The 12,520-nt window shown below is 68.7% G+C and carries 12 protein-coding genes; 8 read left to right on the top strand and 4 right to left on the bottom strand.

Going from position 1 to position 12,520, the window contains the following annotated elements:
• Positions 1-34: 34 nt before the first annotated feature.
• Entirely contained in the window at positions 35-889 is an 855-nt protein-coding gene (locus GS4_RS10530) for a TrmH family RNA methyltransferase (RefSeq protein WP_007620329.1), read from the top strand.
• Positions 890-999: 110 nt separating this feature from the next.
• Entirely contained in the window at positions 1,000-1,320 is a 321-nt protein-coding gene (locus GS4_RS10525; RefSeq protein WP_051989695.1) for a DUF2537 domain-containing protein, read from the top strand.
• 32 nt (positions 1,321-1,352) lie between these two features.
• Here the strand turns inward: GS4_RS10525 and GS4_RS10520 are convergent, their stop codons facing one another.
• From GS4_RS10520 to serC, 3 genes are all read right to left on the bottom strand, one after another.
• Complete coding sequence (locus GS4_RS10520) at positions 1,353-2,120, bottom strand: DUF6928 family protein (RefSeq protein WP_007620325.1); 768 nt, start codon at positions 2,118-2,120, stop codon at positions 1,353-1,355.
• Between the two features lie 9 nt (positions 2,121-2,129).
• On the bottom strand, positions 2,130-3,125 hold the full coding sequence (gene sepH / locus GS4_RS10515) for a septation protein SepH (RefSeq protein ID WP_007620323.1): 996 nt from the start codon (positions 3,123-3,125) through the stop codon (positions 2,130-2,132).
• Positions 3,126-3,348: 223 nt separating this feature from the next.
• Positions 3,349-4,494: a phosphoserine transaminase gene (serC, locus tag GS4_RS10510; RefSeq protein ID WP_007620321.1), complete on the bottom strand. Its 1,146-nt coding sequence runs from the start codon at positions 4,492-4,494 to the stop codon at positions 3,349-3,351.
• A gap of 252 nt (positions 4,495-4,746) precedes the next feature.
• Here serC and GS4_RS10505 point away from each other — a divergent pair, with 252 nt between their 5' ends.
• The 4 genes from GS4_RS10505 (at position 4,747) to GS4_RS10490 (ending at position 9,079) form a co-directional block, all read left to right on the top strand.
• Entirely contained in the window at positions 4,747-5,616 is an 870-nt protein-coding gene (locus GS4_RS10505; RefSeq protein ID WP_245555621.1) for an endonuclease domain-containing protein, read from the top strand.
• 162 nt (positions 5,617-5,778) lie between these two features.
• Entirely contained in the window at positions 5,779-6,447 is a 669-nt protein-coding gene (locus tag GS4_RS10500; RefSeq protein ID WP_040510163.1) for a TetR/AcrR family transcriptional regulator, read from the top strand.
• Positions 6,444-7,451 (top strand): ABC transporter ATP-binding protein, encoded by a 1,008-nt coding sequence (locus GS4_RS10495; protein ID WP_007620316.1) that lies wholly within the window; start codon positions 6,444-6,446, stop codon positions 7,449-7,451. Before GS4_RS10500 ends, GS4_RS10495 begins: the two co-directional genes overlap by 4 nt.
• Positions 7,448-9,079, top strand: coding sequence for an ABC transporter permease (locus GS4_RS10490; protein ID WP_007620314.1), 1,632 nt, complete (start codon positions 7,448-7,450; stop codon positions 9,077-9,079). The genes GS4_RS10495 and GS4_RS10490 overlap by 4 nt, the downstream gene beginning before the upstream one ends.
• 27 nt (positions 9,080-9,106) lie before the next feature.
• Here GS4_RS10490 and GS4_RS10485 read toward each other — a convergent pair whose 3' ends face one another.
• A complete protein-coding gene (locus tag GS4_RS10485) occupies positions 9,107-10,234 on the bottom strand; it encodes a citrate synthase 2 (protein WP_007620312.1) in 1,128 nt (375 codons plus the stop codon).
• A 183-nt stretch (positions 10,235-10,417) separates the two neighbouring features.
• On the opposite strand from GS4_RS10485, the gene pdxH reads away from it, so the two are divergent.
• Both pdxH and GS4_RS10475 read left to right on the top strand, forming a co-directional pair.
• Positions 10,418-11,113, top strand: coding sequence for a pyridoxamine 5'-phosphate oxidase (gene pdxH, locus GS4_RS10480; protein ID WP_439644619.1), 696 nt, complete (start codon positions 10,418-10,420; stop codon positions 11,111-11,113).
• Positions 11,113-12,387, top strand: coding sequence for an MFS transporter (locus GS4_RS10475; RefSeq protein ID WP_007620310.1), 1,275 nt, complete (start codon positions 11,113-11,115; stop codon positions 12,385-12,387). The genes pdxH and GS4_RS10475 overlap by 1 nt, the downstream gene beginning before the upstream one ends.
• Positions 12,388-12,520 lie beyond the last annotated feature (133 nt).

Here is a 12,520-nt window from a genome sequence, read left to right as displayed (position 1 = left end):
CGCCCCGGGGTGTCCCTCTGGCAGACTGACTCAGGTGCCGAACCTCGCCGTCGACGTGATCGACATCATCGATCCCGCTGACGACCGCGTCGACGACTTCCGTGATCTCAACTCGGTCGACCGCAGGCCCGACCTGCCGGCACTGCCCGGCGGTCGCCCCGGCAAAGGTCTGGTGATCGCCGAGGGCGTGCTCGTCGCCCAGCGGATGATCGCCTCCCGATTCGCCCCCCACGCGTTCCTGGGGGTCGACAAACGCCTCGGGGAACTCGCCGACGACCTCACCCATCCCGCCCTCGCCGGGGTGCCGTTCTATCGGGCCACCGCCGAGGTGATGGCCGACGTGGTCGGCTTCCACCTCAACCGCGGGGTTCTGGCCGTGGCCCGCAGACCGTCGACTCTGGACATCGCGTCGGTGATCGAGGATGCGCGGACCGTGGCGGTCCTCGAGGGCGTCAACGACCACGAGAACATAGGCAGCATCTTCCGGAACGCCGCGGGGCTGGGCGTCGACGCGGTCGTGTTCGGTGCCGGGTGCGCCGACCCGCTCTACCGCCGCTGCGTCCGGGTGTCGATGGGCCACGCGCTGCTCGTTCCGTTCGCGTCCGCCGAGGCCTGGCCTGCCGATCTGGAGACGCTCCGCTCGAATGGCTTCCGCATCGTGTCGCTGACCCCGGACCCGGGGTCGGTGGCCCTCGCCGACGCGGTCGACGCAGAACGGGTCGCGTTCATGGTGGGCGCCGAGGGGCCAGGCCTGACCGAGACCGCGATGCGGGCCGGAGACGTCCGCGCCCGTATCCCGATGAGTCGGGGCACAGACTCGCTCAACGTCGCGACCGCGGCGGCCATCGCGTTCTACGAGCGCGCGCGACGGGAGGCGCCCATCTCGTGACCGAGGATCGGGATCAGACTCGTCCGCCCACCGAGCACCCACCGGCCGACGATGTCGGGGAGGCCGAGGCGGCCGGCATCGACGAGTCCGGTGAGGGCACGTCCCTCCCGATCGCCGCGCCGGACTGGGCGGGGGTCGCCCGCGGCCTCGACCGACCGTCGGGTGAGCCGACCCCATGGGTGACCGGACTGATGGTGAGCGCGATCTTTGCCGTGTTCATCGCGTTCCTGCTCGTCGGTGTCTACGAACTGGTCGGTCAGTTGGCGCAGTGGGTGGGGGTCGGCGCGGTGGGCATCGTCTGCATCGGAGTCGGCTGGACCCTGTGGGACCTGCGCGATCGACCGGTCTGGCGGTGGATAGTGTGGGGCACGATGATCGGGCTGCTCGCCGGGATCGGGTCGTCGATCGCGTTGCTCACGATGGGACGCTGACTGCCGGGGACACGTGTCCCGGCAGGTCGGTCTCAGCGACCGCCGAAGCCGAAGTAGCGTGCGATACGGCCACGGTGAGGAGCTGATTCCGGAACCGACGGCGGTGCCGCCGGCGTCGGGCCCGCGGTGCGGGCGTCGAGGTTGGGCACCGGTGGCGGAACGTAGCCGGCCGGGTGGATTGCGAAGCCGGTCACCGGGATACGCGCGGGATCGGTGTCGGTCGGGGCGAGGGGATGGGTGAACCGGAAGCCGACCCAGTCGCGATTCGCGTCCTCGGCGAGCTGTTGCGGATGGAACGGCAGCGCGAACGGCTCGGGGTCGTGGCCGTTCGCGTACTGCAGCGGATGATCGCCCGCCCAGTAGGTCTTCTCGAAGACGTAGGGGAGCCCGATGTCCTCGGTGATGCTGACCGGGGTGGCGGCGAACGAGCGCCTCAGTTCGCCTTCGTCCCACCGTGCGAACGCCCCGACGGTGCTCGCCGGGTCGGTCACGAGCAGGACCGTCGAGCCGGTCGGGTGCAGTGCGGCGACCGTGCGGGTCAGGTCGGACGGTGTGGTGGTCGCGAAGAGTCCGCAGGTGATCACCGCGATCGGACCGAATGCTCCCACGTAGACGTGGGGATCGGTTGCAGCGACAGCGGCGGCCAGGTTCGTGTCGACCACCGGGACGAGCACGTTGTCGGGGTACACGCGCCCGGCGAGATCACGGGCGGCGTCGAGGTTGCCGGTGAGGCCCGCGCGGACCAGACCGGCCGGATCGGGATGGTCGAGCAACCACAGGGTGACAGCGCGAGCCGACATCGAGTGGACTCAGCTGTTCCCGTTGCTGCGGACACCCAGCAGCACGTCTTCCCACGCCGGCACGGCCGGCTTGCGGGACTTGCGACGACGGTTCTTGGCCGGCTGCGATTCGGCGGGAGACGTGTCGGCGTCGGCCGAGGCCGCCGGTTCCGGCTGAGCGTGCTCCACGGTCGGGCGCGTGTCGGGGACCGGGTGAGCGGGCGTCTCGAACACCTCCTGCTCAGCGGAATCGTCGACGGTCGGCGAGCCGAAATCGATCGCGACGGTACCGAATTCGTCGGACTGCGGCGGCAGATGTCGTGCGCGCTGCGCGCCGATCAGCGAGTCCGCGTCGACGGTCACCTCGTCGTGGTCGTCGACGGTCTCCACGTGCACGGCGAGTTCCGGGGGAGCGGCGACCGGGGTGAGTCGACGATGCGGTGTGATGGCCTCGGGGTGGGTCAGCTCGTCGGCGAGATCGTCGAGCGGGTCGGCGGTACCGCCGTGTGCGCCAGGGTGGAAGCGCCAGTGCGCATGGTTGTCGCTGCGTCCGACGAGCCAGCTGATCTGGACGACCCAGAAGCCGTCCTCGCCCTTCCAGGCGTCCCATTCCGCGTCCTGCGGGCTGTTGCCGCGCAGGGTGAGGGCTTCGGTGACCACCTCACCCAGCGTCGCGACGGCCGGTCCGTCCTCGCGGATCGGATGTGACAGAGACGCGAGTTCGGTCGCGCGGGTTCGCTCGAGAAGCACCGGATGCGCGAAACGTTCGATCTTCTCGACCGGGACACCGGCGAGCGCGGCCACCTCGGCCACACTGGCGCCGGCACGGATTCGGGCCTGGATCTCGCGGGGGCGCAATGAACTCTCCATCTCGATCTCGATCTGTCCCAGACGGGAGATGTCGCCCCGGGCAGCCGCACGCAATCGCTCGTCGGCCGCGACGCGGAACTTGTCGCCGGACTGCGGGTCCTGGCAGATGACATGGCTGCCGTCGGCCTCTACACCGACCACGCGAAGTTCACGCATCTGCTCCTCCTCCTCCGACCACGAGTGCGGGCATTGGGGTCACAGTACTTCCTCGACGCGCCGCCGCCCGGTTGGACACGCGGCAAAACCGCAGTTCAACAAGGCTGTGACGCACGGTTCCCAGGGGAACACAGTGGCGTATGTGACCGCTGTGCTCCAGGCTACCGAGTGTGGAGGGACCCGCGGATCTCGCACCCGCGGTGAAGGATCAGGAGGGCAGCGCTCAGAGCGCGGCGACCACGTGATCGATGCTGCGGGTCAGCTGCGAGATGTCCTCGGGGTCGATCGCCGGGAACATGCCGATCCGGAGCTGGTTGCGCCCCAGCTTGCGGTACGGCTCGGTGTCGACGATCCCGTTGGCGCGCAGCACTTTGGCGACCGCGGCGGCATCGACGTCGTCGGAGAAGTCGATGGTCCCGACGACCTGGCTGCGCAGAGTGGGGTCGGTGACGAACGGCGTCGCGTACTCGCTGGCCTCGGCCCACTCGTAGAGGCGGCGTGAGCTGTCGGCAGTCCGTGCGACGCACCAGTCCAGGCCGCCCTGGTCGAGCATCCAGCGGATCTGGTTGTTCAGCAGCAGCAGGGAGGCCACGGCCGGCGTGTTGTACGTCTGGTTCTTGGAGCTGTTGTCCACGGCGGTCGGCAGCGACAGGAACTCGGGGACCCAGCGGTCGGTCTCGGCGATCTGCGCGATGCGCTCGAGCGCGGCCGGGCTCAGCAGGGCGATCCACAGGCCGCCGTCGGAGGCGAAGGACTTCTGCGGGGCGAAGTAGTAGGCGTCGGCGTCGGCGACGTTCACCGGCAGACCACCCGCGCCCGAGGTCGCGTCGATCGCGATCAGGGCGTCGGCCGAGCCTGCCGGTCGGCTGACGGGGACCGCGACGCCGGTCGAGGTCTCGTTCTGCGCCCAACCGATCAGGTCGACGCCGCCGAAGTCGTCGGCGGTCAGCGCGGCGGGATCGGGAGCGGTGCCGGGATCGGTGGAGATCACCGATGGCTCATCGAGGAATGGGGCCTTCTTGGCGACCGTCGCGAACTTCGACGAGAACTCGCCGTAGGTGAGGTGCAGCGACCGCTGCTTGATCAGCCCAAAGGAGGCCGCGTCCCAGAATGCGGTGGTGCCGCCGTTGGACAGCACGACCTCGTAGCCGTCGGGCAGGGCGAACAGATCGGCGAGTCCGGAGCGGATCTCGCCGACGACGTTCTTGACCGGTGCCTGGCGGTGGCTGGTGCCGAACACCGACGCGCCGGTGTCGACGAGCGACTGCAGCTGTTCCGGGCGGACCTTCGACGGTCCGCATCCGAACCGGCCGTCGGCCGGCTTGAGGTCGGCGGGGATGGTGATCGATTCGGGCGCGGTGTCACTCATGCCGCCAGTCTAGGGATGTGGCGTCCGCCACCCGGGCGTCGGGCCTGGATGCGCGGCCTGCTCGTCGATCGTGCGCTCGAGTGCGTTGATCGTGCGCTCGAGGTCGTCGATCGTGCGCTCGAACTCGTCGATCGTGCGTCGTGCGTCCTCGACTGGCTGTCGTGGTCCGTCGAGCGCGGCCAAGTTTCGTGTGCGGGCGGGAACCAGATGTTCCGACTCGACGTCAACAATCGCATGACAGTGGTCGAGTCCATGAGCACCGACGTGAGTATCGTGCGTCGGCGCGAGAAGTTGGAGTCGCAGATGGCGACGTCGGATTTCGACGCGGCGTTCCGCGGTCTCCGTGGAGTCCACTCGATCGCGCGCTCTCGGCTGCTCACGGCTCGGGAACGCATAATCGCTGTGGTCGGCGCTGCTCAGGGCGAACCAGTCGTCGGCGGAACCGCCGCGAGCATCGTGCATGGAACCGCCTGGTATGACGCAGACTTCGACGTCGAGTTGATCCGCGGACCTACTGGTTCCGGGCGCGCTGCGGTCAGCACAAGCGCGCGTCGCCTCGATCTCGCCGCTTCCGATGTGGTGGTCGTCGACGGAATCCGGGTGACGTCTCCCGTGCGTACGGCCTTCGATCTCTTGCGAGTTCGTCCGCCGTGGCGTGCGCTCGGGTACGTCGACATGCTGGCCCGGGCCACTCCGATCGATCCGAGAGAGCTGGCCGATTACGCAGATGATCAGCGTCGGGTTCGGTACGTCCGCCAAGCTCGCGACCTCGCGCGACTCGTGGATGCGCGGTCGGAGTCTCCGCCGGAGAGCTGGGTCCGCTACCTCATGTTCACAGCCGATCTCCCGACGCCCGACCTTCAGATCGAGGTACGGGATCGGCGAGGTGTGGTGTTCGCGCGCATCGACCTCGGATACGAAGCGCTGAAGATCGGGATCGAGTACGACGGCGAGGAGTTCCATTCGTCGCCATCGCAGCAATCGGCCGACTCGCAACGTGACCAGGCGTTGTTCGATCTCGGTTGGCTGATGATCCGTGTCCGGGGATCCCGACTGCGGCAGAACCCCTTCGGAGTGGTGGTCGAGATCGACAAGGCCCTGAAGTCTCGCGGCGGCTACTGAACTGTCGGGGTAGATGCACGGTCGATGATCTGGAGCGCACGATCAACGAATCGGAGCGCACGGTCGACGAATCGGAGCGCACGGTCGACGAATCAGCGCGCACGGTCGACGGAGTGGGCGACTCGTTGACTCAGCGCTGAACGCGCGTTTAATATGTTGTATATGCGTTCAGTCGACGATCGATCCACTCCGCCCGACGATCGGTCGACGCGTGCGCGGGTTCGGGATGTGGCCGTCGAGGTGTTCGCTCGCGAGGGCTTCGGCGCCACGGTGCGGACCATCGCGGAGGCGGCGGGAGTGAGCCCGGGGCTGGTCATCCACCATTTCGGCAGCAAGGAAGCGCTGCGGGCAGAGTGCGACGACCATGTGCTGGCGCTCACCCGACAAGCGAATGCGGCCAAGCTCGCGTCCGACCCCAACGGGTCGGTGCTCGGCGCATTGATGGGCCGGATGGACGTTCTCGAGGAGGACGGCCCACGCATCGTGTATCTGATCCGCAGCGTCCAGGCGGGTGGCCAGATGGCCCGCGACCTCCTCGACCATCTCGCAGTCGATGTCGAGAAGACGGTCCGCGACGGTGTCGCATCCGGGGCGATCCGACCATCCCTCGACGAGGCCGCCCGCGCCCGGTATCTCGTCTCCTACTCGATGGGCACCTTGCTCGTCGACATCACGATGCATCCGCCCGACGACTGGTCCGACGTCGGCGCCATCCTGCGCGCCTATGTCGACCGCGTCGTCGTCCCCGCGACCGAGATGGCGGTCCACGGGATCATGACCGACCCGACACTGCTCGACGCGGTGGTGTCCTATCAAGAGGATCGACGATGAGCGAGCACGCCGCGATCGAGGACCAGGGGCGAGCCGCGCCGGTGATCGAGGTTCGCGATCTGCACAAGAGGTTCGGGCGGTTCGCAGCGCTCGACGGGCTCGACCTCCGGGTGGGGGCAGGGGAGGTCGCCGGGTTCCTCGGTCCCAACGGCGCAGGCAAGTCGACGACCATCCGCGTGCTGCTGGGTATGTACCGCTACGACTCCGGGGAAGTGCGGGTGTTCGGTGCCGAGCCGCGCGCCGACGCCGTGTCCATCCACCGCCGCCTGGCCTACGTACCGGGCGATGTCACGCTGTGGCCGTCGTTGAGCGGCGGTGAGTGCATCGACCTGCTGCTGTCGCTGCGCGGGGTGCGGGCAGCGGCGGCACCCCGACGTGCCGAACTCGTCGAACGGTTCGAGTTGGACCCGACCAAACGGGCGAGCACGTACTCCAAGGGCAATCGACAGAAGGTCGCGCTGATCGCCGCCCTGTGCGCCGACACGGACCTGCTGATCCTCGACGAGCCGACGTCGGGTCTCGATCCGCTGATGAACCATCAGTTCGCGGAATGCGTGCGGGAGCGCGCTGCGGCCGGGTCGGCGATCCTGATGTCGAGCCACATCCTCGCCGACGTCGAGCAGCTCTGCGAGACGGTCACGATCATCCGGGCCGGCCGCACCGTGCAGTCGGGCACACTCACCGAGCTCCGACACCTGCGGCGATCACGGGTGAATGCGACCGTGGTCGGTGACACCTCGGCGCTCGCCACCCCCATCGCCGTCCACGATCTCGCGGTGCAGGGGGAGTCGGTCACCTTCACCGTCGACGACACCGGATTGGGCGAGGTGACGCGCATTCTCGCCGGTCTCGACGTCCGGCGCCTCACCATCGAACCGCCCAGCCTCGAGGAACTGTTCCTACACGCCTATGGCGACGGTGAGAACGATGGACACGGTGACAACGATGGAGCTCACGACGGTTCCGGCGTGCACGGTGCCGCCAACGAGGGCGGCGCGGCATGAGCGTCGCCGTATCGTGCACCGAATTGCCGATACGCACTTCGAGATTCGCCGGCACCCGAGTGCTGCTGGGTCCGGCGTCACGGGCCGAACGCGTGATCGCGCCGACGACGGTCCTGTTGTTCCTGATGATCAACGCCGCGACCGCCGGCTCGATCGTCAGCATGTATCCCGAGGCCGCCGACCGCGTCGCGCTGCAGCAGGGGCCGGGAGCGAATGCGGCGTTCCGTTTCCTGCTCGGTCCGCTGCAGTCGGTCGAATCGACCGCGGCGATCACCGTGTGGCGGGCGGGGCTGTTCATGATCGCGGCTTTCGCCGTGTGTGTCGCCCTGGCGGTCACCAGGCACACGCGGCGCGACGAGGAGCAGGGCCGCGTGGAGATGGTGCGGGCCGGCGCGACGGGCCGACTCGCGCCGATCGCCACGGCGACCATCGTCGCGGTCGTCTACTGCGTCGTCGTGGGTCTGGCGATGTCGCTCATGCTGATCCCGCTCGGGGCCGGGGCGATCGACGTCGTCTGCGTCTTCGCCCAATACGCGACCACCGGGATGGCCGCCGCCGGGGTCGCGCTGGTGGCCGCGCAGGTCGCGACCACCGCCCATCTGGCCAACCTGACCGCGACGGCGATGGTGCTCGGCGGCTACGTGCTGCGCGGGGCCGCCGACATCGTCGACGGATGGGGATGGCTGCGCTGGCTGAGCCCGGTGGGATGGGCCGAGCTGATCGATCCGTTCGGTGCGGACGACCTGTGGTGGGCTGGTGCGTCGATCCTGGTGTTCGTGCTGGCGGTCGGGCTGGCAGGTGTGGTGGCCGAGCGTCGGGATCTGGGGGCCGGTCTGCTCGCACCCCGGCCAGGCCCCGCATCGACGACCCGTCTCGCCGACGTCGGGGCGGTGGCCGTGCGGCTGCTCGGGTCGCAGGCTGTGGCCTGGACGGTTGCCATCGCGGTGTACGCCCTCGTGGTCGGCGCCATCGCACCGTCCGTCGACGAACTGGCCGAGGGCAATCAGTTGTTCGCCGACGTCGTCGGCGCCGCTGGGGTGTCCGCATCTCTGGGCGCGTTGTTCACGTCGACGATGAGCGCGTTTCTCGCCGTCGCGGCCAGCGCGTGGTCGGTCGCGGTCATCTCCCGACTCCGATCGGAGGAGTCGGCGGGACGGGTGGAGGTGTTGTTGGCGACACCGACCTCGCGAAGTCGGCTCTACCTCGCCCACGTCGCGGTGGCGGTCGGCGGCGTGGTCGCCATCCTGGTCGCCACCACACTCGGTTTGGGTGTCGGGACTGCTGCTGCGGGCGGTGATGCCGGATCGGCCTTCGCCGATGCGGCTCGGGCCACCGCGGTGCAACTCCCCGCGGCGACGGTGATCGTGGGGTCGGCGATGCTGCTCTACGGACTCGCCCCGAGGTCGGCTCCCGCCGGCTGGCTGGTGGTGCTCGGTGCGTTGTTGCTCGGGCCTCTGGCCGGGATGTTCCAGCTGCCGCAATGGGTTCGAGACATCTCGCCGTTCACCCACACGCCGACGGTCCCACTGGAACCGGTGCGGGGGACGCCGCTGATCGTCATGCTCGTGGTCGCGGTCGGGCTGATCGCCGTGGGTCGCGCGGCGTTCGACCGACGGGACGTCGGGTAGCAGAAGCTCGCGACCTGCCACATCGGGTCACAACCCGGGCGGCACCACTTCGTCCCAGCCGGCGACGTCCTCGGGGCGTCGGGGACCCGGGCCGGTGTAGATCGCGGCAGGCCGGACGAGCTTGCCCAACCGCTTCTGCTCGAGGATGTGGGCGCACCATCCCGCGGTACGGCCGCAGGTGAACATCGCAGGCATCATGTGCGTCGGCACCTCGGCGAAGTCGAGGATGACCGCCGCCCAGAACTCGACGTTGGTCTCGATCGCACGATCGGGCCGACGCTCCCGGAGCTCGGTCAGCGCAGCCTGCTCGAGGGCCGCCGCCACCTCGTACCGCGGCACGTCGAGCTCGCGGGCGGTGCGCCGCAGCACGCGGGCGCGCGGGTCCTCGGCCCGGTACACCCGGTGGCCGAAGCCCATCAGCTTCTCCTTGCGGTCGAGGATTCCCTTGACCAGGGCACGGGCATCGCCGGACTTCTCCACCTCGGCGATCATCGGGAGTACGCGCGCGGGCGCCCCGCCGTGCAGCGGTCCCGACATGGCACCGATCGCACCCGACAGCGCGGCCGCGACGTCGGCGCCGGTGGAGGCGATGACCCGCGCGGTGAACGTGGAGGCATTGAGTCCGTGCTCGGCCGCACTGACCCAGTACGCGTCGATGGCGCGGATGTGGCGCGGGTCGGGATCGCCTTTCCATCGCGTCATGAACCGCGCGGTGACGGTCTCGCACTCGTCGATGACGTGCTGCGGCACCGCAGGCTGATGGATGCCGCGTGCGGACTGCGCGACGTACGACAACGCCATCACCGACGCACGGGCGAGGTTGTCGCGTGCGGTCGCATCGTCGATGTCCAGCAGGGGCTGATAGCCCCAGATCGGTGCGAGCATGGCCAGCGCCGCCTGCACATCGACACGCACGTCACCGGTGTGGATGGGGAGGGGGAACGGTTCCGCGGGCGGGAGCCCGTTGCCGAACTGGCCGTCCACGAGCAGCGCCCAGACGTCGGAGAAGGTGACGTGGTTCTCGACCAGGTCCTCGATGTCGACACCGCGATATCGCAGGTTGCCGCCGTTCTTGTCCGGTTCGGCGATGTCGGTCGTGAAGGCGACCACGCCCTCCAGACCAGGAACGAAATCGTCGGGAACGTTGCCAGCCATCGGGCACCACCTCATCGTCGACACTGCGGCGTGTTGATCGACCCGGGGCAGAGGGTCGGACACCCCGCATGGGGAGCACAGATGCACTGTAGGCCAGGTCACCACCGGTGGCATACCGGGGAGTAACCAGCGGCGGGAGTAGCCTCTCTCAGAGTGGTGGATCAACCGGTAGACCTCCCCGACATGCGGGTCGGATACGGCGGCGGAATCCCGCCGAACATCGGCGAAGGCGATCGCGCGGCGGGTGCCGACGGTATCCGCGAGAACCTGGACCCCAGCTGGCTGCGTGGCGATCCTCCGTGGCTCGAGCTGTTCCGGGTGTGGCTGGGTGAGGCGGTCGATGCACGGATCGCCGAACCGAATGCCATGGTCGTGGCGACTGTCGACGAGAACGGTCATCCGTCCACACGCACGGTGCTGTGCAAGGGCGCCGACGAGTCCGGCATCGTCTTCTTCACCGGCTACGACTCCGACAAGGGACGTCATCTCGCAGCCAATCCTCATGCCGCGGTGACATTTCCGTGGATCGGCCTGGAGCGACAGGTCCATTTCCGTGGCGCCGTGACCCCGGTTCCCGTCGAGGAGTCCCTCGCGTACTGGGTTCGCCGACCGCGGGGTTCGCAGCTGTCGGCGTTGGCATCCGAACAGTCGCAACCGATCGACAGCCGCATCGACCTCGAGACGAAAGCTGCCGCCGTCGCCGACGAGCTGGGTGGGCCGGACAGCGACACCGCAGTCCCGCTGCCCCCTCGCTGGGGTGGTTACCGTCTGGCCCCGACCGTCGTCGAGTTCTGGCAGGGCCGTGCGAACCGACTGCACAACCGTGCGCGGCTCACCCTGGGTACCGACGGCTGGCAGGCGGAAAGACTCCAGCCCTGATGGCGAGGCTGCTCGCCGACACCACTCCGCTACGCAACGTCTACTTCCGCCGACTGTGGATCGCCAACATCGTCACGGTGATCGGCGCGCAGCTGACGGTGGTGGCGGTGCCCGCGCAGATCTACCAGATCACCGGCAGCTCGGCCTATGTCGGCCTCACCGGCATCTTCGGATTGGTCCCGCTGGTCATCTTCGGGCTCTGGGGCGGCGCGCTCGCCGACGTCTTCGACCGCAGGGTGATCCTGATCATCACCACCGTCGGGCTGATCCTGTGCAGTGCTGCGTTCTGGTTGCAGTCGGCGCTCGGTGTCGGGAACGTCTGGCTCCTGCTGGGGTTGTTCTCCGCTCAGCAGGCCTTCTTCGCGGTCAACCAGCCGACTCGCACCGCCGTCCTCCCTCGGCTGTTACCGCTGACCGAGCTGCCGGCCGCGAACTCGCTCAACATGACGGTGATGCAGGCCGGCGCGATCGCCGGGCCGTTGGCGGGCGGTGCGCTCATCCCGGTCCTCGGTTACTCGTTGCTCTACCTTGTCGACACGGTCTGCCTGTTCGCGACGCTGTGGGCGGTGATCGCGCTGCCCCGTCTGCGGCCGGACCGGGATCCGGACCAGCCGCGTCCGGTTGCCGGATTGCGTTCGGTGATAGACGGATTCGTCTATCTGCGACATCACAAGGTACTGATGGCCAGCTTCCTGGTCGACCTCATCGCGATGATCTTCGGCATGCCACGGGCGTTGTTCCCGCAGATGGCCCACGAGAACTTCGGCGGGCCGGAAGGTGGTGGCATCGCCTTTGCGTTGCTGTTCGCGGCGATCCCGTTGGGTGCGGTCCTGGGCGGGGTGTTCTCCGGGTGGGTGGTCCGTGTCCAGCGACAGGGGCTCGCGGTGATCGTGTGCATCCTCATCTGGGGGCTGTCGATCGTGGTGGCCGGTGGCGCGTTGTTCTTCGCGTCGGGCACCGCGATCCCGATGCTGCCGGTGGTGCTGGTCGCGCTGATGGTCGGCGGTGCAGCCGACATGGCCTCGGCCGCGTTCCGGCAGACCATGCTGCAAGCCGCCGCCACCGACGAGGTGCGTGGCCGACTTCAGGGTGTGTTCATCGTCGTGGTCGCCGGCGGTCCACGGATCGCCGATGTCGCGCACGGTGCCGCGGCGGCGACGGCAGGTACCGCGGTCGCCACGGCCGGCGGCGGGATCGGAGTGATCGTGCTGACCGTCGTTGCAGCGCTCGCGATCCCGGCGTTCGTGCGCTATCGGGCGGGTGAACGCGCCTGAACGGGCGCCCTGAGGTTGTCGGATTTCTGACACCTGATGGGGCCGCGCTGTGGATGGTGCACGGTGTGGCTCGCTGGAGGGTCAGGAATCCGGGCGGAGGGGCTGTTCGGGGTGGTCGGGCTTGATTTCGGTT

Source organism: Gordonia soli NBRC 108243, from assembly GCF_000334455.1.
In the GTDB taxonomy this organism is placed as follows: Bacteria; Actinomycetota; Actinomycetes; order Mycobacteriales; family Mycobacteriaceae; genus Gordonia; species Gordonia soli.
The sequence above is the reverse complement of the archived record's forward strand: the minus strand, read 5'-3'. Positions and strand labels throughout refer to the sequence as shown.